Raw genomic sequence first — 23075 nt, 5'->3', positions numbered from 1 at the left:
CTTTTTTCTTGCTACCAAATCATCACCTCCAACTTGTAGCAACAAATTAATTATAATCTTGTTGCTACAAGTTGTCAAGAAGTACTTACTTTAAAAAGAAAGCTCTTTATAGTAAAATTCCATCCACATAAAAATATTGAAAAAAAGGAGCTTCCCCCAATGTTTATTAGGATGTGGTTTCGTGACAATATTGAAAAACGGCAGTAGGCTAAAAAATAAATACATGATATAATAAAAAATTATTACATTACTGGATTTTTACTACGAAAAGTAAGGAGGGAGCAATTTGATTGTAAAAAATGGCAAGCAATTCAATATGTTTCCCTCACATGTGGAGCTTAGAAAATATATTGTATATTACAACATCGTATTCCCAGAAAATGATACGTTCATGGCACACTATACGCTTATGCCTGACGCTTGCGGAACATTGTCGCTTGCCTTCGATGGAACCACTGTAATTGCTGAACTATGGGGAGCATCCCTAACACCTGTTTTGTTAGGAATGGAACCAAATAGTTACCATGTCCTGTTGATTATTCAACTTTCGCCCTATGGTTTGTATCAAATCACACGCCAAAGCCAAGCGGAGTTTGCTGGCAAACGACTTTCGCTTGCAGACATAGACAACGAGCTTTTCAATTCGCTGTATCAAGCTTTTATAATGTCAAAAACCACAATAGAGTTGTTAAATACTTGTGAAAAAATATTATATAGACGCATGGAAAAATCCCTTATTTCGGACGCTTTGTTATTAGCCACCACAGTGATTTTTGATAGTCATGGGCAAGTACAAGTGAAAGAAGTCGCACGGCAATCCGGTTATAGCGAGCGACAACTAAACCGCTTGTTTCTTACACAAATTGGAACGAATATTAAGAACTATGCACGCTTAACTCGCTTTAACTATGTGTTAAAGCACATTCAAAAATCGCCTTGCTTTTTTGCAGCATTGTCGCAGCAAGCCGGATATTTCGACCAAGCCCATTTTGATAAAGATTTCAAGGCTATTAGTGGTGTTACCCCTCAAAAATATTTGAAAAGTATGTCGGATTTTTACTATGACGGAACGGAAATATACAATACAATATCCTCAAAGGAGGAATGAAAAATGAAATATCAAGGTTGTCTTTTAGCGGTTAGAGATATATCCGCTTCTAAAGACTTTTATGAAAAAGTGCTTCACCAAAACACGATAATGGATATTGGCGTACATGTAACCTTTGAAGGTTTTTCTCTGCAACAAGGGTACGCTGAACTCGTTGGTGTATCAGTCAATAGTGTTAAAGAACAATCGCACAACTTTCAAGTCTATTTTGAAGTGGAAGATTTAGACAAAGTGTACGCCGAAATGAAAAGTATACCCGGCTTGCAATGGGTACACGAAATAAAGGAATACCCGTGGGGGCAGCGTGACATTCGGGTATATGACCCGGACAAGCATATTGTGGAGATTGCAGAGGATATGAATACCGTTATCAAACGCTTTTTTAGTCAAGGCATGCCGGCTGAAGAAGTTGCCAAGCGCACTATGTTTCCCCTTGAAGTCGTGAAGCAGTATGCGTTGTGCTTTGATAAATGACACATGGCGGCTTTGGTAAGTCAAATCCGCTATTTTACTCTGAACATATAGAGCATTATAACGAAATGGGTATTGAGCCTTGCTTATGCCAATAAAACCAGACAAATAAAGGAGGATGCCTATGAACTGGGAGCCGTGGACAGGTTGTTACAAAATAAGTGATGGCTGCACAAATTGTTATTTTTACGGACCACATGCGAAACGCTACGGTCAAAATACAATACAAAAAACAGATAAATTTGATTGGCCTGTAAGGAAAACTGCAAAAGGCGAATATAACATTAAAGGAAACAAAATTCTTGCGACCTGTTTTGCAACTGACTTTTTTCTTCCCGAAGCGGATGAATGGCGTAAAGAAGTTTGGTCTATCATCAAAGAAAGAACGGATATAGAATTTTTAATTTTGACAAAGCGAATTGACCGTTTCCTTGTATCACTTCCATCATATTGGGGCGCAGGATATGACAATGTGAATATTGGATGTACTATCGAAAATCAAAAATTAGCAGATTATAGACTTCCATTATTCTTATCCTATCCGATAAAGCGGCGTTTTATAGCCTGCGCCCCACTTTTAGAAGCGATAGATTTAACACCGTATCTTCATGGAGTAGACCATGTTACTGTTGGCGGCGAAACGGGGCGAGACGCTCGTGAATGTGATTATGATTGGGTGCTTAATATCCGTGAACAATGCATAAAAGCAAATGTAACATTTTGGTTCAAAAGTACAGGCTCATTTTTTAAGCGTGACGGTGTAGTGAAAAAAATAAATCCATTTAAGCAAACCAGTATAGCGAAAGAATTTGATATAAATATTCTAGATGGGAAAAGATTGTTTTAAAAAAAGGCAGGAGCGTCCCCTAGCCTAATCATCCGCGGAGGTTTTTGCTTTTACAGTATCAATAAAATCTTTTAGGTTTTCTGAAATCCATTTATTTTTATGATATATAAGTTGTGAAGCAAGCTTATAGTTTGTCACATAGTTAAGCTTCACCAATTCATTGTTATCTAGTTCTTTTTGCACTGATAATTGAGGAAGAACACATATTCCAAGCCCACTAAGCGCGGTCTGCTTAATTACTTGCAGACTGCTGGTCTCAAGAACAATTTTAGGCGTAATTGAAGCATTCAACAAATCTTTTTCAAACATTTTTCGATAACAGCAGCCCCGCCCTGTTAGGATTAGAGGAACATTAAAAAAATCGTCAATTGTTACTTCTGCTTTTTGAGCAAGCGGGTGTTCTGGAATTGAAAAAGCACATATGGTTTCGTCAATTTGCAAAGCAGTATTAATTGAAGAATTATATATGGCTACGTCAAGTGTAAATGAAATATCAATTTCGTTATTAGTGAGTAAAGGTATAAAGTCGGTTGTATCCAAAACATTCAAATATAATTCAACGTTGGGATGTTCTATTTGATAAGTCTTTATAATCTCAGGAAGCCTGTAAATACATATGGATTCTGAGGCTCCAATAGTAATGCGGCCATAGTCTTTTTTATTAGCAAATTTATACTTTAAATCATCTGACAAATGAAGCATTTGTTTGGCGTACACAATTAACTCTTCTCCTTCTGGAGTAAGAGTAATACTTTTACCCATACGTTCAAAAAGTTTTACACCTAATTCACTTTCCAGCTGCTGTATTTGAGTAGTAACATTTGATTGTGCATAATTAAGATATTCGGCAGTTTTTGTAAAGTTTCTAATTTCACTTAATGTTAAAAAAGTATGTAAACGCTTTAACTCCATATTAGGAAATCCCCCTGATTAAAATACAAATATATAAAATATAGATTGTTTCAATCAAAATAATCAATTTAACAGATTGCACTTTTAATGATAACATTTAATTACAAAAAAATCAAACAATATGGAGGTATATCATATGGAAGCAGTAAATCTGTTAAAGGAAGTCAACAAAATTATTGAGTTATACACTTACAAAAAAATTGGTTTTTTAAATGGAAATGTTCTAAGTATAGTTCAAGTGGAAAATCGCACATTGGATTTTCACGTTCATGAAAATTCAGATGAATTGTTCTATGTTATTGAAGGTGGTTTTTATCTAGAAACGGAGGGAAAGAAAACAAGGGTTAATAGAGGAGAATTTATTATTGTCCCCAAAGGGATAAAACATCGCCCAGTAGTAAATGAATTGACGAAGTTCTTAATGATTGAATTATCGGGGACTCTCAATAAAGAAAATAGCGGAAATCAATATGAGGAATAGCTATATTTATGGTTAGACATGTATATGTATGCAGCGAAGGTTCATCGTCCATAAATATATTTAAAAAGGCAGGAGTGTCCCCTTACTTTTTAAAATAATTTGACTCTCTATTATCAAAGTGATAATATTTTCATAAGCTGTTAGGAGGGAATGTTATGGAACAAAAAGTTATGGATTGCTTTACACATCCAATAAAATGCAAACTGTTATTAGAACTATATTCTGCCGGAAAAGCAACGGCCAAACAACTTGCAGAAATATATAACGATATTCCACAGGCAACCCTATACCGCTACTTGAAACGCATGACAAATGACGGTATTTTAAAAGTAGTCGAAGAAACTCAAGTAAGAGGAACGATGGAAAAAACCTATGCGGTTGCCATTGATTTAGACTCCAGCAGGCAGGAGTTAGTCGGTGAAAACGCAGGTGATGCTTATATGCAGATGTTTATGCAGTATGTCTTTGGCTTTATCAAACAGTTTCAAGAGTATTGCCAGAATCCGAATATAGATATTTCAAAAGATCAGTCGGGCTTTTCTCTTGCGCCTATCTATGCAAACGATGAAGAATTGGCATCCGCAATAGCTGAATATGCGAAAATCATTCAGCCCCTTTATAAGAATCAGCCCACTCCGGACAGAAAATTACGAACTTTGGGTCTGATTATTTCACCGCCTGAAAATTATAGTAAATAAATCTTTCAAAGCTCCTTTTATTGCCCATGCAGCAAGAGGAGTCTTGTTATTGACATTATATTATCATTATGATAATATAATCACATCGACAATAAGATTAATTATTGCAGGATGTGAAAAGGAGGAAAATACATGAAGGCAATTATTGCTGAGAGGCTTACTAAGACATACTCTGGCGAAAAAAAAGCGTTAGACAATGCAAGCTTTGAACTGAGCCAAGGTGAAGTCTTCGGGTTTTTGGGACCCAATGGGGCTGGTAAGACCACCTCAGTCAAACTTTTAAATGGCATGATATCTCCATCAGAAGGCTCCTGCCATGTTTTTGGTATAAATCCCTCGTCCAGTCCAGAGAAAGTTCATGCTATCTCCGGCGTGGTTACGGAGCATGCACAAATGTATGGAAATCTGACAGGGCAGGAAAACCTTGTGTTTTATGGTATGTTATTTGGAATTTCAAAAGAAGAAAGTCGTAAGCGAGCACTCGAGTTGCTAGAGCGATTGGATCTTACTGCTGCCAAAGACAAAAAGCTGACAACCTATTCTACCGGTATGCGTCAACGCCTTTCGTTAGCAAGGGCAATGATCCATACACCGAAAATATTATTTTTGGATGAACCCACCTCTGGCTTAGATCCTGAGAGTGCGCAAAGTGTAAACAATATGATCAAAGAATTGGCAAGCGACAGAGGAACTACAGTTTTCTTATGTACGCATCAGCTGCGTTATGCTCAGGAGGTCTGCTCCTCATATGGGTTGATCGATGATGGGACACTGTTAGCGGTAGGCAGCCTTGATGCTTTGCGTTGCAAGCTTTTCTCCGGGCTGAACGTTTACATCAAAGCAACCCTCTTTCCTGAAGGAATATCTTTCAGGAAAACTGAAGGACAGTTGGCTGAAATCAATGTGCAGACGGAGGAGGAAATTCCACCAATTGTGAAGCGCATTGTGGATGCTGGCGGCAACGTCTATTCCGTATCAGCAAATAAATTGTCATTAGAAGATATCTACTTCTCCCTGATTGAAAAACGGAAAGAGCGAAAGGAGGTCAAATCGTTATGAATACAATGCAATCCGCTTTAATTAGCAAGGATATACGAGGCATCACCGCCAACAAGCAATTGCTCATAGCAATGATAAGTGTTCCAATAGCGCTGACAGTTGTTATACCCTCTATTTTTATTATGTTGCTTCATTTCATGCCGGATTTTAGCGACTTTGAGACAATGCTCCGTCTGTTGCCCGTAGACGTTCAGCCAGATAATATGAAGGCCGCGGTTATATCTCTACTCATAAACAACATTATGCCAGTTTTCTTTATCATAATCCCCATTATGGCAGCATCAATTATGGCGGCAAGTTCTTTCGTCGGTGAGAAAGAGAAGCGAACACTGGAAACGCTTCTTTATTGTCCGCTTTCTCTAAAACAAATATTCAGAGCAAAAATACTATCTTCGTTTATCATGAGCGAACTGGTTTCCGTCCTGTCTTTCATCATTATGACCCTTGTGACACAGATTGAAATATTTCTAACAACAGGCAGCCTGCTGTTACCAAATATCAGTTGGCTAGTAGTTCTATTACTTCTTTCGCCTGCTGTGTCTCTAATCTCAATTACGTTGATTGTGCGTGGCTCAGCCAAGGCGCAAACTATGGAAGAATCACAGCAACGCAGTGCTCTTTTAGTTTTGCCAGTAATCTTTCTAGTGGCTGGACAATTTGTTGGTATTGTCCTTATAAACATTTGGATTCTATTGGGCTTAGGCGCCTTGTTGGCAGTGATCGCATGGTTTTTGATGAATGGCTCGTTTCAAAAGATAAGCTATGAATCAATGTTGCGTTGACTGCAAAGTTAAAAACAAAAATTATAGGGGACACTCCTGCTTTTTGCTACTTGGATTAACTCGTGTACATTGGAGTAAACCCATTAGTTGGAGTGTCCCCTTACTTTTATTTGTCGTTATTTATATACATGTATTGACATGGAAAATGATGATTGATATAATATCTAATGAAAAATTTACCAGATAAGGATTCTTATTCAAGCGATAAGCCTGTCTGAAAACTATTTCGTACACAATCTTGCACAAAGATTGCCTTGGCTATAGTATACGTCTTTTTGTGAAGGTTGCAAACATTATAATATTTTGGAGGATATCATATATGTATAAGAAAAAATTATTATGTTTATTAATATCCATTGCAATGATTATGTCAAGTTCCATAGTATGCTCAGCGGAATCTATAAAGATTAATGACGCTAAGAACATAATGTATTTTAACGATAATAATGGAGAATTAATAAAAGTAGTTGCAAAATAAAATGGTTTAAGAACAACTTTAGAACAGTATAATAGTAAAGATGAGTTGATTGAAACATGTGAATTTAGTAAGGATTCAACAGTGATTACCGTTAGTAGTAACAAATTAGGCAAATATACATTTGACGCAAAAGACTCATCCGAAGCAGATAAAAGCAGTGCTGCCAATCTTTCTAGACAGAGTCTCGTAGATAGTGATTATTTAGGAACAACAAAGTTTTTTGGAACAACATTCAGTGGATATAGATATATGGAAACTCATTGGGAAAAATATCATCTCGGATCTACATCTTATTCAAAGAGAACCTACGTAGGAACTATGGCTGCCTTTATTGCAGCTATTTCAGTTTCGTTAGGAGTAGGTTATTACATAGCAGGTTCTGTTGCCGGAGCTATTGTTTCAGCTGGCATAGGATTAATCATAGGGGACACCTTAAACATTAATACCTCTATACATTTATCCAGTGAGAAGTATAGCCATAAATTTATATCCTTTGATGCAATCAATCCAAGGATGTATAATACTTCATCTAATGTAACTGGATATGAATATAGAATAACAGATATAGAACATCAAAATGAATTGGATAATATATATTATGAAGGTTTAACACGGATTGATTATGAAAACCAAGTAACACAACTGTTTCAAAGTATGTTTATGAATGTATACGGGATTAACGGGACACCTGTATTTTAATAATACCTTGAAATAAGTAATTTATAATCATAGTTATTCATGCAATATATGGTATTATTATAAGAGATATTGACTTAACAATCGCAATACATATTTATATTGTGATTGTTGAGTTAATATTTTGAATAACAGCTCCGCTCTATTTAGAGTATATAAAAAAATATAGGAGTAAAATTAATGGACATAATAATTATTATAGGTCTTACATTTATTGTTGTCTGTTTAACTATAGACACAATTAATAAATATAGAAAAAATGAATACTCTACTAGCATTTTCAAAAGAAGCAGGAAAGATAAAGATTACAGCCCAAATAAGGATGTAAAAAAAGATCAATTCATAAGTTTATTTTTTATTTTGTGTATGCTTTTTATAAAGGATAATAAATTAAAAACAGGATTTTTTGTTATGTTAACTACTTATGCCTTCATATTTTTAAATACCTTAAATATTATGACATATAAAAAAACAAAGGACAAAATTATTATTAGAGATTCATTTATCTTAAATGGGCTTCTAATATTTATACTTGTACTGGTCTTTATAATTTTTAAGGTCAATTAAATATTTAGTACGTATCCCATTAGGCCTTTAGGAGACGCTCCTGCTTTTTTATTCCATTAACTTACGTATTACAGACACATTTATTGTCTGATTTTTGGATAAATCAATAATAATTCTTTTATCCTCTCTGGGATAATCTACATCTTGCAAATAGTCATAATAAACTTCAACTTTATTAGCACCCACAGCCTTAACGCTTACATACCCCTTTACACCGCCAGCATACATAACTAACTTTTTACGATTGCTTTTAATATAGAATAGCCAGTATCTGCCATGATGGTTGTCATAATATAGCCCCAGCTCTCCATCGATTCGCGGCTCCTTAATGCTGGTATATTGAGCATCTGCCGGAATATCTTTTGCCATAAAGTATCTTATAGCATCAAATGAAGCAAAAATACCTATAGTCGCTATAAATAAAATAATTATAATTGTTACTATGCCCTTTTTTTTCATTTGTTTAAATCTTCCTGTATCATAATAATCAATGCATCTTGAATAGCTGCTTGATTGCCGGGTTCGTCAAAACTATGCAGGAGCGTCCCCAATGTCTACTCTGAAATACCGATAATTATTTCACCAATATGTATCGCTGTAACTTCATCCATGAGGATTGTCTCAGGGAACCAAGCTATTATATTCCCATTTTGGTCAAGCAAGCAGTCTTTCCGCTCGGACACACTTCCGTCGGCATAGGTTAGCCAGATATATACACCATAATACGATCCGCTGGCTGTGCTTACGCTGCTTAAAAAGTCAACTGGCATCCCCGAGTCGCTCAGAGTAGTGGTATTTGCAATTAACAGCATATCCGACATTAATACGCTGTCAATTTGCAGCTTTTTCCCGCACATTTCCACTATTTTAGATTTGTCATAATTCTCTACAGTTACTGCATTGTCTTTACCATCTCTCAACTCAAAGCTTACACACCAATTGCCGCGGATAAGCTCATCCGGCCATGTCTTACCTGCTACCTCGGACCAGTTGCAACTCAATTCATCTACCTTAAGAGTGACAGCTTTCTCCAAAAAATTGCTCGGGAAGATACATGTATAGTAGCAAAACAAGGTTTTACGATCTTCTGAAAGCTCGGTGTAAATGCCTCCTGACATACCCGACTTAAAAACCTTATCGCCCTTTTTATCATATAAGTTAATGCTAGGGTTCATACCATTTCCAAATGGTTGACCGTCATCTTTCTCAAAGGTCAATAATACTACTGCTGTACCCTTACAAACATGTGAGGATACAACAGTCAAAACAACTCCATTATCACTATCAGACAGCCCAATATAATGTGTGTCTTCCACATCTAAATGAAGAACTTTCGCCAGCAGCCCTCTAAAATCAGAAGAAGCAGAATATGTAGTCAGACCTGCTGCAAAAATAAGGGTTAGGCACGCGGCCAATATGCTGCATATTATCCATTTATTTGTACGAGGGGTTTTTACAGCTATACCACCATTATCAAGCAGTCTTTCATTCTTTATATTGTATTCCTCCATGCCATCACCATCCCTTTCCGGCTAAAGCTAATATAATATTTATTTGCTGTAAATTTTCTTATAAATTTTATATTTAACTATATGATATCACAAATTTGGCTATTTAACACACTTGAAATAGGCTATTGATTTCTGATTGTCTATTTCAACATGCTCATACATTGAAGACAATTTTGTTTTCAATTCCTCAAGGGATTGGAATGGAGGCGTAAACCACCCCTTTTTAGTCAATAGGAGGTTAACTATAAGGTCTGTTCGCTTGCATTGCCCTTTGACATAAAAGCATCCGCAAAAAATGCCTCCCTTTTTTAAAACGCGCGCAGTTTCACAAAACGCTTTTTCCTTGTCGGGGAACACATGAAACCCGTTCATTGAAAGTACAATGTCAAAGGCTTCATCGCTGAATTTCATACTTCCTACATCCCCCTGCATACAATCAATATTTTTAAGCTTGCTGTCGTAAAATCTTTTCCGGGCTTTAAAAAGCATATCCTCGGAATAATCCACACAGGTTATTTCGGCCTTTGGCAGCCCTTTATACTTATCCCATGTGAATACCCCGGTGCCAACCGGTACATCAAGCAGCTTACCTTCAAAATCATTCGGAATTGCTTTTAGTACCCTGCCGGCTATTTCTATGTCGTCTACCCCACCCCAAAAGAACCATATATACAGCTTAGACCACCATTTTGCCTGAGTTAGGGCATCATCATAAATGTCTTTGGATACGGCATACGCTTTCTTTATATTACTGTTGTCCATGCTCTCACTCCTTAATCTGATTTAATGTTAATTTTTAAACAGAATTGAACTTACGGAAAGCTCAATTTCTGATAAAAAAAGAATTTACAAGTTAGATATATATAACTCGAGAATAGCATAATAAATATGAACTGTAAAGAAACTTTTCCAGACGCAAATTGCGTTCTATTTTAAACACAAGTCCACTTCTATATTAAAAAATTGATTGAAAAATATTTTAAAGCATGTTACCTTTCATATATGTTGATAAAAAGGAGTGGTAGAATGACCTATACGATTGAAGAAATGCCAAGAAGCCATGTTGCATTTATGCGGAGGGTTGGCCCTTATGGTGCTGACAATTACGCCATAATGGGAAAGCTAAAGGAGTGGGCCCAAGCCAACGGCTTGTTTACAAAGTCCGCGGTAATTTTAGGGATTTCACAAGACAATCCCGAAACAACGCCGCCTGAAAACTGCCGCTATGACGTTTGCATAGTTGTTGCGGATGACTGCACTATAACGTCTGGCGATGTAAACAAAGCAGCTTTGCCCGGCGGAAGATACGCCGTTTTCACGATTAAACACACCGCTGAAGCGGTTAAAAGAGCATGGGAAGAAATTTTTACCCAGTTATCAGCACAAGGGCATCATCCAGACTTTTCCAGACCTGTTCTTGAAAGATATATCCCTGCTTTGATTGAAAAGCACCTGTGTGAAATCTGTATTCCTGTATAGTAGGGGGTGGCGGAACACCACGGGGGGTGGCGGAACACCACGGGGGGTAGCGGAACACCACGGGGGGTGTTCCCTACTTCGTTACAGCAGTATGAATTGTCCCGGATTTAGGATGGTTACCTTGCTTTTATCCCCTACAAGGGCCTTGAATTCCTCAGGCGAAGATTTTATTGCGTCAAAGGTGTTGTAGTGTATCGGCACAGCCTGAGGAACCTTCAGCAACTCAACCGCCTTTGCCGCAAGCCTCGGTGTCATGTTGTAACGCCCGTCAATAGGCAGAAATGCAATGTCCGGCCCGTACATCTCCCCTATCATCTGCATTTCCAGCGTCAGGCCGGTGTCTCCCGCATGGTATATGCTTTTTCCGTCTATTTCTATAACAGCGCCTACCGCAGTCCCCCCCAGCGTACCCGTATGAAATGCAGGAACCAGTGAAACCGATACCCCGTTAGACAGTACCGTCCCTCCGACATTCATTCCCTCCGATTTTACGCCCTTCTTTCCGGCATATTCCGCTATCTCCGCAAAAGAAAACAGTACCGCCCCGGTATTTTTGCAAATTTCTATAGTGTCCCCCAAATGGTCTCCATGGTCATGTGTTACTACCACCGCATCCAACTCTTTAACATCCTCCACCCTCATACTGGCAACAGGATTATGAGTTAAAAAAGGGTCAATAAGTATTTTTTTCTGTGCCTCAATATAAACCGCCGCATGTCCTACCCACGTAATTTTCAAAACAACCCCTCCAACCTTATGATATTTGCTTTATAATAGTAATACTGTTAATTATTATATACTAATAATACTCTGTTTTAAAGCAAATATATAGGACGCGATAAAGATTTTACAAACATGTCTGTTTTTATTCAAGCAGGCTTAAAGCAGTGTCAACAAAAATGCGTCCCGTCTCGGGTGTCAGAAGTGATGTGTCTGCTTCATAGCCCCCTTCGTAAAAGGCCTTTTCGGTGCATACATATCCCGGAAGACATCCATTTGCAAGCTCAATCACAAAGGTCTTAGTCTTAAGCGATTTTTCCGCTATTTCCAGCCCGAACTCTACAAATATTTCTCCGGGTACACATACAATGCGGGCATCCCCGATGGATATGACCTGAATCTCGGCCGGAAGCTCATCCTCAAGCAAATCTATCCTTTCACCCTTTTCCTTCATCAGCACATACCCCAGTAAATCCTCCGCTCCAAGCAAAACAAGGCTTGCATTCTGTTCCTCAAGGTATGGGCCCTTCCGCGCTATAACCTCATCAAGCGCCTTTTTTGCAGCCTCCACGCTTCTTTCGGCCTCCTCCCTTGAAGGCAGAGTTCTCAGCTTCACTTCGATCTGACGGGATTTTACGCTGATGTCAACCTCGGAGGACAATTGCATTGAGTTCAGCACCCTGTCAACCTCGGCGCCTATAAGGCTTCCTATTCTCTCAGCCTCGTCGAAGGACTGCCCCTTTCTGAAATACCTTGTGCTCTGATCCCCAGACGTTCCCTGTGCAAATGCAAATACCATGCCGGGCTTGGTGCGTGCCAGATACTCTCTTATATAGCACGGGTAATCCGCCGTAACCACTGTGCTTTCAGCGTGTATAACAGTGGGATGAAGGGCATACCTCACAAGACAGCCCCTCCAGCTTCCATCCATGTCCTGTACGCCTATAGTCCATACCAGAGGATCGCACGGGCCTTCAGGGTTCCTTCGGTTTCCTCCCACGCCCTGCTCCTTTCCGCAGCGGCCCTTTTCAATTGCTATTTTTGCCTCAAAGGTATTTGCGGCACAATCAGAGGCAAGCTCCACAAGCTTGCCTCCAAGCTCTTCAACATAGCCCTCATCAGGCCGAAGCCCCATTTCCAGTGCCTCTAAGTCAAGCCTTCCCGATGCCCAGGGGCCGGAATGGGTATGGGAGCAGCAAATCATTATATTTTCTTCGTTTACTCCCGTCCTCTCACGTATCCTTTTTCTGACTGACGATACATATTTTTTAGAGTAAAATAAAATGTCCATTGCAATCATAATAAGCCTTTGCCCGCCGCTCTCAAGATAAATGCAGCTTGCGTAAAGAGGGTCATGAATCCCTGTGTTATGCCTTAAATAATGCGGGTATCCCCCAAGCTCAATGCTCTCTCCGGGAGAAATGTCAACACTTCCCACACCCGCCTTAAGAACCTTCTTCATAGCCTCTATCACCTCACAAAATTTTTATAAAAACACCGTCATACCCTTACCTTAACAACCACCTTTTTAACATCTTGGGGCTTACCTTCCGCCATACCCGGCATATGCGCGTCATGCGGCCAGAATATTGCAAAGGTTCCTTGCCCTGCGACAAAAAAATCTCCCGTACCTTCATAAAGCATAAAATCATTTGCCTCGTCATATTCCTTTGCTTCTTTTAACAGCCCGATATGAGCCGCTCCAATCCTTTCGCAGCCACCGGCTATATACTGTATGTCAATATAATTCCTGTGAGCTTCAAACAAAGCCTTTTCATCAATTTGACTTTTATACGCCGACACAACTGCATAAACCTCGCAGCCGTCTATTTCATACCTGCCGCACTCCATCCCTGCCATATTGCCCTGCTGCAGAAACTTGAGCCCCGCGGCAATTCTCTCTCCCATGCCATAGTACAGATGTGCATTCTCTATTTTGTCCATGACCATCTCTAAAATCCCCTTAATTGATTTATATCTACTGCTCCGGCATATGAACAGCCGGAATTGTAACTCTCACTCTTGTAAATATGTTTTCTGCGCTGTCAATTTCAATTCCGTATTTTTCTCCAAAAAAGAGCTTTATTCTTTCATTTGTATTGCTTACTCCAAAGCCCTCGGTTCTTATTTTTCCAAGGCTTTCTCTTACACTTAAAAGCCTTTCGGGGCTCATACCCTTGCCGTTATCCCATACCTCAAAAATAACATTGCCAGCCTCAAGCCTTCCGTCTATGCGTATTATTCCATTCTCAAGCATGTCCTTAATGCCGTGATAGATGGCATTCTCAACTATGGGCTGCAGGGTAAGCTTGATAATATGCAAATCAAGTATTTCGTCGCTTATATTTATTTCATAATTTAAGTACTTGTCATACCGTATTTTCTGTATGGTAAGATAATTTTTAACCTGGCTGACCTCATCGGCAATCCTTATCACCTCAGCCCCTCTGCTAAGGCTCAATCTGTAATAGTTGGCAAGGGCAATGGATATTTCGCTTATAGCATCCGCATCAATAGCCTGTGCCATCCAGTTTATTGTGTCAATTGTGTTGTATAAAAAATGCGGGTTAATCTGCGCCTGAAGGGCCTTTAGCTCCTGTATCCGCAGTCTCTTCTGCTTTTCGGTATTTTCCCTAAGGAGCATCTTTGTCTTTTCTATCATAGAATTAAAACTCTGTCCCAGCCGGCCTATTTCATCCTTATAGCTATTATGGAAGCGTATCTCCAAATCCCCCTCCTCTACCCTGCCCATCAATATACTGAGCTTTGTTATGGGTTTTGTAAGAAGGTTTGTAAGAAGTATTGAAAATGCAACCACCAGCAAAAGGCACATCAACATCATTATAATTGTAATCTGTTTAATAGACCCAACCTTTGAAAACAGCACATCTAACGGTATTAGCGTGTCCATCCTCCAATTGCAAAAGTCGGAAATATAATAAATATTCAAGTATTTTTTGTTATTGTGGGTTATAGTTCCATGCCCTGAGCTTTGGGAATAACCCCCTCCCCCCTCGGGCACATATTCCTCTCCCGTGCTTGAATATATAATACCTCCGCTTTGCTCTGAAATAATAAACTGCTCACCGTCTTCAGAGTCAATATCCTGAATCTGCTTACGCAGGCTGTCCTCATCGACATTTATTACAATGGTTCCAATCTGCTTCTGGCCCCCCATCTCATTTACCACTCTGATCATGGAAACCTGGCTCACATCCTGAAACAGCTTTGTCCATATCCTTCTTCCCATCAGTCTTTGCGCCTCTGGGTATATGCCGCTTGAGGAGATGTTTTCGGCGGCCTTGCCCCTCAAAACCATGTCATTGCTTGTATTGGTCTCAAAAAGACACATGTTTCCGTCCTTATCGTAAATAATGATTGATTGCATATTGGTTTTGGAGGATACCGTAGACGAAAGCATACTCTTTAGCTGGTTCCTGTAGACATACCTTTTAGTCATGTCCTGCTCTGTGAGAAAGCGCTGAAGCGTGTAGCCGGATATCAGCATAAGCGACGTATCATCAATATCCGACAAATACTTTTCCAGCTTGGAATTAACCGCCTCGGATTTCATGATAGCAGACTTTGTAACGCTTTCCTTAAGATACTCCTGCGACACCTTATAGGAAAATATGCCTATGAAGGCCACCGGTATGATAGAAACCAGAATTGTAAATATGAAAAATTTCCATTTAAGCTGCATACTGAAAAAAACTTTTTTTATATAATTAATCATTATTTACCTTCTACGCGCCTTATAATATGTATATTTACATATTATCATCCACAGTGCTTACGTCAAGCTCCTTTTTGTGCCTTTTTACTTGCAAATAAAGACTATCCCTTAACCGCTCCCATTGTTATTCCCCTTGTGAAATACTTCTGAAAGCTCAGAAAGACAGCTATCATAGGTATCGATGCCAGTGTGCTCCCCGCCATTATAAGACCGTAATTTGTAGAATATTCCTCCTGCATTCCCGCTATACCCAGAGGAATAGTTTTCATAGGCGTGCTTTTTATCATGATAAGCTGCCAGAAATAGTCGTTCCAGCTAGACATAAATGTAAATATTGCAAGCGCACCTATACCCGGCTTTACTAAAGGCAGCACAATCTTAAAAAAGGTCTGCAGCTCGTTGCACCCGTCTATCTTGGCCGCCTGCAAAAGCTCCGACGGAAGAGTCTGGGTAAACTGCTTCATAAGAAAAATTCCGAACGGCCATCCCACAGCCGGAAGTATAAGCCCTGTAAATGAATCGAAGAGCTGCATTTTTCTCATCATAACAAACAGGGGAACAAGTATAACCTGCTTAGGCAGCGTCATAACAGCCACAAACATCCAGAATATTATATTCCTGCCCGGAAACTCCTTCTTTGATAATGAATAGCCCGCCATGGCACTGGTTATACACACTAAAAGGGTAGTAGCTCCAGAAATGAAAAGACTGTTTAAAAACCATCTTCCCGAAGGAACCTTTGCCAGCAATTTTATGTTATCAAGCGTGGGGGCCTTAGGAAACCATTCCGGTGGTATGGATATGGCTACCATCTGGATTTTGAAAGCTCCTGTGACCATCCAGTAGAAAGGGAACAGAAACATAAGCGCAAACAAAAGAACTACACCCACCAATACGCTGTCTATAAATATTTTTTTACTATTTGCGGAAATATTATTCCTAGCAGGAATATTATTCCTGAAAGCAATATTAACAGAATTGCCCTTCACCTTAATTTACACCCCCTGTGATTAATATTCAACATCATTAGAAAGAAATTTATACTGCACAACAGATATAATTACTACAATTAAAGACAGTATCATACCCATTGCCGATGCAAGCCCGTATTCGTCATTCCAGAACGCACTCTGGTAAAGCTGGAATACAATGGTCGATGTCCTGTAGGACGGCCCCCCGCTGGTCAGAAGCTGCACAATGGCGAAGGTCTGGAATGAGTTTATGGTAGTGATCACGATTATATACAGAGATGTGGGCTTTATCAGAGGCCAGATAATTCTGGTTATCCTTACCCACGCTGAAGCACCGTCAATATCGGCGGCTTCAATATAAGTAGAGGGTATATTACCCAATGCGGCAATATAAAGTATAATAGGCTGCCCTACAGATAGTGTAAAAAGCACTGCAGACAGAGATAATAAAGCAAAATTTTTATCCCCCAGCCAATTTACCGGCTCTATTCCAAATATGCCGACAATATAGTTTAAAATTCCGAACATGGGGTTATATATCCATTTCCACACAATACTTATAGTAACTATGCTTGAAACGGCTGGTAAATAAAACGCGGCTCTTGTAAATGATCTTATAAATTCATTTTTATTAAACACAATCAGCGAAATAATAAGAGAAACCACAAGAGTTACAGGAACATTAATAAGCACCATAAGCACGGTATTTGAAAGAGATCTCCTGAATACGTCATCCTTAATCAGAGTCACATAATTAGATATTCCCGTGAACGTTTTTGTGACACCGTTGTATTTGTACATGCTTAAAATTACCGCATCAAAGATGGGATATAAAACAAACGCAAGGAAGAACAGCATTGCAGGCAGTAAGAAAAGATACCCCGGTAAAACCTTTTTAAATTTAAGCATTCCGTTTTGGCTTTGCATTAACCTTCTCCCTTCTTTAATTTTAAAGCAAAGTCTTTATGCTGTTGATTGTGCATGTGCCTGCAAAAAGCTTTCTTCCACAGGCACATGCGGTAAAAATCAATGCTTACTTCTCCGCAATAGCGGCCGTTGCCTTAGCCGCAAAATCGTCCAGCGCCGCCTTGGCTGTCTTATCCCCTGTCAATGCCGCCTGAAGCGCCGGGAACCAGAGGGATCTTACCTTTGCGTAATTGTTCATGGTATACCCTGTATCGGCAACCTTTCCGCTCAATGTACCAAGGAATTTCAATTCGGGATCATCGTATAAGTCTCCCATTGATTGTCTTACGGGGTAGGCCCCTATTGTTTTTACAATATCCTTGTTATTGCACAGGTAGTCAATAAACTTTTGAGATGCGGCAGCCCTGCTGTCATCCTTGTTGTCAAACACACAGTACCCGAAAACCTGCGCCTCAACCTTTTGCGAAACCCCATCGGCAGTGGGCTGCGGAAGATACGCCAGCTCAAAGTCCGCCGGGGCCTTGCCCTCGTCTATCATTGCCTTAAGTATGTTCTTGTTTGCGGCCCCATAAAGCAGGCAGAAGGCCGCCTTACCCTGCTGGAACAAATCCTGTGCGTCGGGAGCTGTTGCAGACTCCGCCCCTGGAGCAAACAGGCCCTTCTTATAAGAATCCACCAACCACTGCACACCCGCGACTCCCGCATCGCTGTTTATTACAACCTTTGTGTGATCCTCGCTTACAAAGTCGGCTCCGAAATTCTGCACAAGCATTCTTATGGAAGCGTCTCCCTGCTCATTTCCCGCAAATAATACGACGGGCTGTATTCCCTTGAGCTTTTTAACAGCCTCGAGAGCCTTCTCAAAATCGCTGATGCTCCACGCCCTGTCAGGCTTGTCCAAGGGAAGCAGGTCAAGCGCTCCGGCATCCTTAAAAATTTTCTTATTTACAGCTATTGCTATTGGAGATACAGCAGTGGGATACATGTACATTTTCCCATTATCAATACAGTGGGAAAGTATATTTTCAGGTATGTCCTTCTTGTCCTCCTCTGTCAGCATTTTGGACAAGTCCTTTAAAACGCCCTTTTGTCCATAACCTATTATCCTTCCCGGAAAATCGAAAACACTGTCGGGCATTGCATTTGAGGATATGGCTATATTCACCTTTTCAGGCCCGCCGTTCCACGGTATCGACTCTACCTCTACAGTAGCATCCTCATTAGATTTCATAAAATCTGCGGCAAGCTCTTTTTCATAAACCCCGTTCTCCTTGCCTGATACATTATATCTGGGATAAAACCAGAAGGTTATTTTAGTCTTTTCTTTAAGGCCAACCTCCTGCTGTGTCGATGCAGACTTATCATCTTTGCTTTGGCTCTGTTCGCCGCCTTGCGGCCCTCCGCACCCGGAAAGCACCGATACTGCCATCACAGCCGAAAGAGTCAGGGCTGCTATAGTTTTAAAAAACGCTTTCATAACAAAATCCTCCTCATAAGATAAATATTTTATATTTTTTTTTGGATCCTTGCGTAATCAGGCTGCGGTTTTGTTCCCTCCGGCCTGTTTGACAGTGCTTAAGCAATTTGTTTTACATAATTCTAATTTAAAATACCCGGATATTAAATTTGAACCAATTTTACAGAGCCTATTAAGCTAAAATTTATTTCACAGCTATTTTTTAAGGCCGCAAATATACTTTCTGCATCGAAACCAAATGTGTATTCATCGTTGAAGACTCAAAATAATTTGAAATGACAGCGTTTCATTCATGGAAACCGCCCAGACTATTGTTTTAACAATTTAATATTGTTTTAACAATATACATCACTGTATTTAGAATTATAGCACATACTAAAAGTTCACTGTTTTAAAATAATAATGTACACGTAAAAATTTTAAGATATATATTTAGCAATAAAGATTTTACATGGAGGATATAACTTAATGGAAGAAATTTTTTTGACCCGTAAGGAATACATCTAAGAAAAGCGCCTGATGACATACCCGTGAGACATTTCCCCGCAAGGCGTCTTTTCGTTGCAATTAAAAATTTCTGTAAGCAATTATATCCTCCATGTTTGTAAAATCTTTGTTGCATCCTATATAACTTTATTTCATCTAAGATTTCTGTATTCTGACGGAGTTATACCCACAATATTTTTAAAGCACGTCGTAAAATAGTGAGCGTCATTGAAGCCCACCTCATATGCAATATCGTACACCTTAAATTGATCGGCCTTTAAAATAAGCCCCTCAGCTATTTTCACCCTGTATTTGCATATATAAGAGGAAAGGCTTTCACCCTTTTCCTTTTTAAACAGGTGGCTTACATAATTAGGATGCATACCGGCATACTCTGCTATTTTCTCAAGATTTAGTCCCTCGTCGGAATAATTCTCCTCAATAAAAGCTATTATTTTCCTTACCGTAGACGTATGCTTTAAGTACCTCTTGTTTGAAATATATTCACATAATTTTTCTGCAAAGCCCCTCAGAAATTTCTGATATTGATCTATATGGTAAAAATTCTCGACCTGCCCCAAAACGTTAGTGCTGCTGTATAAATCCGATATATCCCCTCCGAACTCATATACAATTTGAACCATATAATATACAAGCTGCTTTAAATGGGTTTTTATCAGGGTTCCGGGATACCTGTCCTTTTGGGCCTTTAAAAAAAGTACAATGCCGTCCACCGTATCCGCCGCCCTTGACTTTGCTCCCGTCTTCAAGTACCCCAACAGCCTTTTTTCCTCCTCATACGGGTATTTGATAAGGCTGCTGTTATACAGCATAACATCCTCCACAAAATAAACCCCGCTCTCCTCTCCCGTGAACCTGTCCTCAAGTGCTGCCATAGCACCGTCATACGAGTCCTTTATGCTTTTTATGCCCTTGCTGACATTTCCTATTCCTATATCAAGGCTTACGGGAATTTTGTCCAAGGCCTCGGCAATAATGCTGTCAGCCACAGAAAAGCACGTTCTTTTCAATTCGTCGCCATAGTCCCCCGACATCAAAAGCAGTATTCTGTCCGACATGGAGCTGTCAATTAACGCCATATCGGCATATACAATGTCCTTTATCACCTGACACAGCTCCACCTTGCCCAGAAGCCGACCCTCAGGGCTTAGCTCCTCATCTGCCCTGTTCTGTATAAGTATTACCGCCACAATGTAATATTCTCCCGAAAGATTTATTCCGAAATATTCAGAAAGATCAATAAATTGCCCCTCGTCGGAGATATCTCCCGTAATAATTGTATTTATAAAGCCTGTCCTGAAGAAAGGAAGCATGTCATCCAGCTTTTTCTTCATCTCGTCATACTTCTTCCTTTTCTCATAGACCGCACTGATATTTGAGGATACCTTTGAAAGAATATCTTCAATATCGCTCGTGGAGCAAGGCTTGAGAAGATAGTTATCCACTCCGTACTTTATAGCCTGCCGGGCATAGTCAAAGTTGTCATGTCCGCTTAAAATTATTACTCTTGCCTGAATATTATCATGCCTCAGCCTCTTTAAAAGCTCTATTCCGTTAAGCTTCGGTATGTTTATGTCAAGAATAATAATTTCAGGGTTCTCCTTCAGCACCATATCATATGCCTCTTCTCCATTGCCTGACTCAAGCACCTGATATATTCCGAACTTTTCCCAGTGAACCTTTTTTACTATACCCGAGCGTATTATTGCCTCGTCTTCAACTATCAGTACCTTCACAAGCATCACTCCAATAAATACATTTTCCGCTAACTATTCTTTAACTATTATATTACTCCAATTATTCAATATAATAAACCATAAACAATTATTGTCAACTTATAGTGGTGTCTGGTACGCGCTCCACTTGCACCTGCCCTGACATACTCCATTAGAATCATGCTCTATGCTCCACAGCATTTTTATGCCGTATTTCTCTGCAATAGGCGCATACAGGGCCATGCAGTGGTCGCAGTAGTCAGGTACACCGCTGCATATTTCCCTGTTTCTTTCAACAAGCTCTCCCACAGAAGGGCATTTATGCATTATACCCGTAAACAGCCCGTTTTCCAGCTTAATACTATACACCGCCTGCTCTCTTCCCAGAGTGCCGTCGTCCCCGTCCCAGTACTCCACCATGCCTTCAAGGCCCTTTTCCTTAACAAGCCCGTCAAGATGCGTACACCATTGCTTGGAAATTGTACTCCACAAATCTTTTAACGCCTCAGCGCCGTATTTGTCCTTTATATATTTAAAGCTCTCATTATATATTACGATAAAATCATGAACCGTCACCTTAAAAATCCCTCCCCTGCCTTTTGAACATCCATCGGCATTGCCCTTCTCCGCTGCACTCCGACATGCAAAAGCTGAACCCCGCTTTCTGCGCGATAACGGAATTTATTATATCATGGTGCCGGCAGTAATCCTCTATTGGCTTAAAGCAAGGATTGTCCGAGCCTTTCATAAAATCATGATCGGGACATTTCTTGATTTCACATAAAAGAAGGTTTTCCGAAAGGCTTGAGGTATATTCTCCCCCATCTGTTTCAAAGATCTCTCTGAAGTAGCTGTCTATTTCATTAAGACCGCCCTCTTTAAACCTCTCAATGGTTTCCTGAAAGCAGCTCTCGGCCAGAAACCTCCAATATTCCGTCAGGGCCTCCTTGCCATAGTTTTTTTCAAACCATCGGAATATTACGTTGTACGCTCCAAACCACTCCTTAATAGGCGCCATATAAATCCCCCTTATTCTATAATTTTGACATGCACTTCCGCACCTTATCAAAATTGCTCTCGTCGTATCTGTACATATAATCCGGAGAAAAAATTCCCTCATAGCCCAGAATGTTCATTGCATATGTGAAGCCCGAAAATATTCCCACCTCAGCCATGCAATTCCTCAGAGCAAGTATGCTGTCCAAATGCTTTGCCGCCTGCTCCATATCGCCCTTTTCCAGACACCGGTACATCTTGCCTGCGGCAGCGGGAGTGCAGCTGAACATTCCGTCAAGGTTCATTTTTATTCCATATGAATAGGCGGCGTCAAACACATCAAGGCCGCTGAATATCACACTGAAATCCTCTCTTTTTTCTTGGCATCTCATAAGCTCTCTTGCCAGAACCAAATCTCCCGTCTTTATTCCCTTTATATTATCAAGCTTCATCAAGTACCTTGCCGTGTCGGCAGAAATTTTTGTTTTGGTGACTGCCGGCAAATCATAGAGGTATAGCGGATATGGCGACGAAAGCGCTATCTTTTCGAAAAACCCCTTAAGCTCCTCCTGTCCCGACAAATAGTAAAAGGGTGTAGTTGCTACTACCCCGTCGATTTTAAGCCCTTTCAGCAAAGCTATTCTGTCGTTAACCCTTGAAATGGAATTGTCCATGACGCCCACCAGTACAGGGCACCTTCCCGCGGCCGCTTCTACCGCCGAGGCGGCGATCTTGCTGTACTCAGATTGCCTGATATACGGCTCAATCCCCATGGAGCCCATTACCAGCAGCCCCGCCGCACCTTGTGAAATCTGATCCTCAATCTGCCTTTTAAAGCTTTCGGAAATAAAATTGCCCATTTCGTCAACCGGGGTTCCCAATGCCGGGTAAAATCCTGCTTTCATTGATATCGTCTCCTTAAAATAAACATTATTTA

The 23075-nt window shown here is 40.0% G+C and carries 26 protein-coding genes and 1 pseudogene; 11 read left to right on the top strand and 16 right to left on the bottom strand.

Annotation, left to right across the window (positions count from 1 at the left end; genetic code table 11):
• The first annotated feature begins 286 nt into the window (after nt 1-286).
• The 3 genes from DFR58_RS19800 to DFR58_RS19790 all read left to right on the top strand — a co-directional run bounded on the left by DFR58_RS19800 (nt 287) and on the right by DFR58_RS19790 (nt 2426).
• Nucleotides 287-1108: a helix-turn-helix domain-containing protein gene (locus DFR58_RS19800; RefSeq protein WP_114299933.1), complete on the top strand. Its 822-nt coding sequence runs from the start codon at nt 287-289 to the stop codon at nt 1106-1108.
• Nucleotides 1109-1111: 3 nt separating this feature from the next.
• The gene (locus DFR58_RS19795) at nt 1112-1582 is read left to right on the top strand and encodes a VOC family protein (protein WP_114299931.1); all 471 of its coding nucleotides are present in this window, start codon (nt 1112-1114) and stop codon (nt 1580-1582) included.
• 121 nt (nt 1583-1703) lie between these two features.
• A complete protein-coding gene (locus DFR58_RS19790) occupies nt 1704-2426 on the top strand; it encodes a DUF5131 family protein (RefSeq protein WP_114299929.1) in 723 nt (240 codons plus the stop codon).
• Between the two features lie 24 nt (nt 2427-2450).
• Here DFR58_RS19790 and DFR58_RS19785 read toward each other — a convergent pair whose 3' ends face one another.
• A complete protein-coding gene (locus DFR58_RS19785) occupies nt 2451-3338 on the bottom strand; it encodes a LysR family transcriptional regulator (protein ID WP_114299927.1) in 888 nt (295 codons plus the stop codon).
• A gap of 136 nt (nt 3339-3474) precedes the next feature.
• On the opposite strand from DFR58_RS19785, the gene DFR58_RS19780 reads away from it, so the two are divergent.
• The 7 genes from DFR58_RS19780 to DFR58_RS19755 all read left to right on the top strand — a co-directional run bounded on the left by DFR58_RS19780 (nt 3475) and on the right by DFR58_RS19755 (nt 8099).
• Nucleotides 3475-3819 (top strand): cupin domain-containing protein, encoded by a 345-nt coding sequence (locus DFR58_RS19780; RefSeq protein ID WP_114299925.1) that lies wholly within the window; start codon nt 3475-3477, stop codon nt 3817-3819.
• 155 nt (nt 3820-3974) lie between these two features.
• The gene (locus DFR58_RS19775) at nt 3975-4517 is read left to right on the top strand and encodes a helix-turn-helix domain-containing protein (protein ID WP_114299923.1); all 543 of its coding nucleotides are present in this window, start codon (nt 3975-3977) and stop codon (nt 4515-4517) included.
• Nucleotides 4518-4649: 132 nt separating this feature from the next.
• Nucleotides 4650-5576, top strand: coding sequence for an ABC transporter ATP-binding protein (locus DFR58_RS19770; RefSeq protein WP_114299921.1), 927 nt, complete (start codon nt 4650-4652; stop codon nt 5574-5576).
• Complete coding sequence (locus tag DFR58_RS19765) at nt 5573-6358, top strand: ABC transporter permease subunit (protein WP_114299919.1); 786 nt, start codon at nt 5573-5575, stop codon at nt 6356-6358. Before DFR58_RS19770 ends, DFR58_RS19765 begins: the two co-directional genes overlap by 4 nt.
• A 319-nt stretch (nt 6359-6677) precedes the next feature.
• On the top strand, nt 6678-6836 hold the full coding sequence (locus DFR58_RS21990) for a hypothetical protein (RefSeq protein ID WP_170138242.1): 159 nt from the start codon (nt 6678-6680) through the stop codon (nt 6834-6836).
• Between the two features lie 45 nt (nt 6837-6881).
• A complete protein-coding gene (locus DFR58_RS19760; protein ID WP_147273218.1) occupies nt 6882-7535 on the top strand; it encodes a hypothetical protein in 654 nt (217 codons plus the stop codon).
• A gap of 177 nt (nt 7536-7712) precedes the next feature.
• Complete coding sequence (locus DFR58_RS19755; protein ID WP_114299915.1) at nt 7713-8099, top strand: hypothetical protein; 387 nt, start codon at nt 7713-7715, stop codon at nt 8097-8099.
• A 48-nt stretch (nt 8100-8147) separates the two neighbouring features.
• Here the strand turns inward: DFR58_RS19755 and DFR58_RS19750 are convergent, their stop codons facing one another.
• The 3 genes from DFR58_RS19750 to DFR58_RS19740 all read right to left on the bottom strand — a co-directional run bounded on the left by DFR58_RS19750 (nt 8148) and on the right by DFR58_RS19740 (nt 10372).
• Nucleotides 8148-8558, bottom strand: a complete 411-nt coding sequence (locus tag DFR58_RS19750; protein ID WP_114299913.1) for a hypothetical protein — start codon at nt 8556-8558, stop codon at nt 8148-8150.
• 95 nt (nt 8559-8653) lie between these two features.
• The gene (locus DFR58_RS19745) at nt 8654-9610 is read right to left on the bottom strand and encodes a hypothetical protein (protein WP_114299911.1); all 957 of its coding nucleotides are present in this window, start codon (nt 9608-9610) and stop codon (nt 8654-8656) included.
• A 99-nt stretch (nt 9611-9709) separates the two neighbouring features.
• Nucleotides 9710-10372, bottom strand: coding sequence for a class I SAM-dependent methyltransferase (locus tag DFR58_RS19740; RefSeq protein WP_114299909.1), 663 nt, complete (start codon nt 10370-10372; stop codon nt 9710-9712).
• A 264-nt stretch (nt 10373-10636) separates the two neighbouring features.
• On the opposite strand from DFR58_RS19740, the gene DFR58_RS19735 reads away from it, so the two are divergent.
• Nucleotides 10637-11089 carry an AraC family transcriptional regulator gene (locus DFR58_RS19735; RefSeq protein WP_114299907.1) on the top strand — a complete coding sequence of 151 codons (453 nt, stop codon included), beginning with the start codon at nt 10637-10639 and terminating at the stop codon, nt 11087-11089.
• An 81-nt stretch (nt 11090-11170) separates the two neighbouring features.
• Here the strand turns inward: DFR58_RS19735 and DFR58_RS19730 are convergent, their stop codons facing one another.
• The 12 genes and pseudogenes from DFR58_RS19730 to DFR58_RS19680 all read right to left on the bottom strand — a co-directional run bounded on the left by DFR58_RS19730 (nt 11171) and on the right by DFR58_RS19680 (nt 23043).
• Entirely contained in the window at nt 11171-11827 is a 657-nt protein-coding gene (locus tag DFR58_RS19730; RefSeq protein ID WP_114299905.1) for a metal-dependent hydrolase, read from the bottom strand.
• A 127-nt stretch (nt 11828-11954) separates the two neighbouring features.
• On the bottom strand, nt 11955-13271 hold the full coding sequence (locus DFR58_RS19725; RefSeq protein ID WP_114299903.1) for a neutral/alkaline non-lysosomal ceramidase N-terminal domain-containing protein: 1317 nt from the start codon (nt 13269-13271) through the stop codon (nt 11955-11957).
• A gap of 38 nt (nt 13272-13309) precedes the next feature.
• Nucleotides 13310-13759 carry a NanQ anomerase/TabA/YiaL family protein gene (locus DFR58_RS19720; protein WP_114299901.1) on the bottom strand — a complete coding sequence of 150 codons (450 nt, stop codon included), beginning with the start codon at nt 13757-13759 and terminating at the stop codon, nt 13310-13312.
• A 28-nt stretch (nt 13760-13787) separates the two neighbouring features.
• Nucleotides 13788-15545, bottom strand: a complete 1758-nt coding sequence (locus tag DFR58_RS19715) for a cache domain-containing sensor histidine kinase (protein WP_114299899.1) — start codon at nt 15543-15545, stop codon at nt 13788-13790.
• A 101-nt stretch (nt 15546-15646) separates the two neighbouring features.
• Nucleotides 15647-16534, bottom strand: a complete 888-nt coding sequence (locus DFR58_RS19710) for a carbohydrate ABC transporter permease (protein ID WP_341457418.1) — start codon at nt 16532-16534, stop codon at nt 15647-15649.
• A 21-nt stretch (nt 16535-16555) separates the two neighbouring features.
• Nucleotides 16556-17212: a carbohydrate ABC transporter permease gene (locus DFR58_RS19705; RefSeq protein ID WP_423230850.1), complete on the bottom strand. Its 657-nt coding sequence runs from the start codon at nt 17210-17212 to the stop codon at nt 16556-16558.
• A gap of 33 nt (nt 17213-17245) precedes the next feature.
• Nucleotides 17246-17350 (bottom strand): annotated as a pseudogene (locus DFR58_RS22655) (sugar ABC transporter permease); the annotation flags it as partial.
• A 199-nt stretch (nt 17351-17549) separates the two neighbouring features.
• A complete protein-coding gene (locus tag DFR58_RS19700; protein WP_114299895.1) occupies nt 17550-18920 on the bottom strand; it encodes an ABC transporter substrate-binding protein in 1371 nt (456 codons plus the stop codon).
• 638 nt (nt 18921-19558) lie between these two features.
• The gene (locus DFR58_RS19695; RefSeq protein ID WP_170138241.1) at nt 19559-21163 is read right to left on the bottom strand and encodes a response regulator; all 1605 of its coding nucleotides are present in this window, start codon (nt 21161-21163) and stop codon (nt 19559-19561) included.
• Between the two features lie 99 nt (nt 21164-21262).
• Complete coding sequence (locus DFR58_RS19690) at nt 21263-21718, bottom strand: hypothetical protein (protein ID WP_114299891.1); 456 nt, start codon at nt 21716-21718, stop codon at nt 21263-21265.
• A 1-nt stretch (nt 21719) separates the two neighbouring features.
• Complete coding sequence (locus DFR58_RS19685) at nt 21720-22160, bottom strand: hypothetical protein (RefSeq protein WP_114299890.1); 441 nt, start codon at nt 22158-22160, stop codon at nt 21720-21722.
• 16 nt (nt 22161-22176) lie between these two features.
• Nucleotides 22177-23043: a dihydrodipicolinate synthase family protein gene (locus DFR58_RS19680; RefSeq protein ID WP_114299888.1), complete on the bottom strand. Its 867-nt coding sequence runs from the start codon at nt 23041-23043 to the stop codon at nt 22177-22179.
• Nucleotides 23044-23075 lie beyond the last annotated feature (32 nt).

Origin of the sequence: Anaerobacterium chartisolvens (assembly GCF_003337415.1) — a bacterium.
Classification (GTDB): domain Bacteria; phylum Bacillota; class Clostridia; order Acetivibrionales; family DSM-27016; genus Anaerobacterium; species Anaerobacterium chartisolvens.
The sequence above is the reverse complement of the archived record's forward strand: the minus strand, read 5'-3'. Positions and strand labels throughout refer to the sequence as shown.

Excerpts from the sequence above, each read along its gene's own strand:
- DFR58_RS19795 (WP_114299931.1), top strand. The coding sequence starts at position 1,112 with ATGAAATATCAAGGTTGTCTTTTAGCGGTTAGAGATATATCCGCTTCT.
- DFR58_RS19700 (WP_114299895.1), bottom strand. The coding sequence starts at position 18,920 with ATGAAAGCGTTTTTTAAAACTATAGCAGCCCTGACTCTTTCGGCTGTG.
- DFR58_RS19740 (WP_114299909.1), bottom strand. The coding sequence starts at position 10,372 with ATGGACAACAGTAATATAAAGAAAGCGTATGCCGTATCCAAAGACATT.
- DFR58_RS19680 (WP_114299888.1), bottom strand. The coding sequence starts at position 23,043 with ATGAAAGCAGGATTTTACCCGGCATTGGGAACCCCGGTTGACGAAATG.
- DFR58_RS19780 (WP_114299925.1), top strand. The coding sequence starts at position 3,475 with ATGGAAGCAGTAAATCTGTTAAAGGAAGTCAACAAAATTATTGAGTTA.
- DFR58_RS19775 (WP_114299923.1), top strand. The coding sequence starts at position 3,975 with ATGGAACAAAAAGTTATGGATTGCTTTACACATCCAATAAAATGCAAA.
- DFR58_RS19685 (WP_114299890.1), bottom strand. The coding sequence starts at position 22,160 with ATGGCGCCTATTAAGGAGTGGTTTGGAGCGTACAACGTAATATTCCGA.
- DFR58_RS19770 (WP_114299921.1), top strand. The coding sequence starts at position 4,650 with ATGAAGGCAATTATTGCTGAGAGGCTTACTAAGACATACTCTGGCGAA.
- DFR58_RS21990 (WP_170138242.1), top strand. The coding sequence starts at position 6,678 with ATGTATAAGAAAAAATTATTATGTTTATTAATATCCATTGCAATGATT.
- DFR58_RS19735 (WP_114299907.1), top strand. The coding sequence starts at position 10,637 with ATGACCTATACGATTGAAGAAATGCCAAGAAGCCATGTTGCATTTATG.
- DFR58_RS19750 (WP_114299913.1), bottom strand. The coding sequence starts at position 8,558 with ATGAAAAAAAAGGGCATAGTAACAATTATAATTATTTTATTTATAGCG.
- DFR58_RS19725 (WP_114299903.1), bottom strand. The coding sequence starts at position 13,271 with ATGAAGAAGGTTCTTAAGGCGGGTGTGGGAAGTGTTGACATTTCTCCC.
- DFR58_RS19755 (WP_114299915.1), top strand. The coding sequence starts at position 7,713 with ATGGACATAATAATTATTATAGGTCTTACATTTATTGTTGTCTGTTTA.
- DFR58_RS19745 (WP_114299911.1), bottom strand. The coding sequence starts at position 9,610 with ATGGAGGAATACAATATAAAGAATGAAAGACTGCTTGATAATGGTGGT.
- DFR58_RS19715 (WP_114299899.1), bottom strand. The coding sequence starts at position 15,545 with ATGATTAATTATATAAAAAAAGTTTTTTTCAGTATGCAGCTTAAATGG.
- DFR58_RS19720 (WP_114299901.1), bottom strand. The coding sequence starts at position 13,759 with ATGGTCATGGACAAAATAGAGAATGCACATCTGTACTATGGCATGGGA.
- DFR58_RS19785 (WP_114299927.1), bottom strand. The coding sequence starts at position 3,338 with ATGGAGTTAAAGCGTTTACATACTTTTTTAACATTAAGTGAAATTAGA.
- DFR58_RS19705 (WP_423230850.1), bottom strand. The coding sequence starts at position 17,212 with ATGGTGCTTATTAATGTTCCTGTAACTCTTGTGGTTTCTCTTATTATT.
- DFR58_RS19790 (WP_114299929.1), top strand. The coding sequence starts at position 1,704 with ATGAACTGGGAGCCGTGGACAGGTTGTTACAAAATAAGTGATGGCTGC.
- DFR58_RS19765 (WP_114299919.1), top strand. The coding sequence starts at position 5,573 with ATGAATACAATGCAATCCGCTTTAATTAGCAAGGATATACGAGGCATC.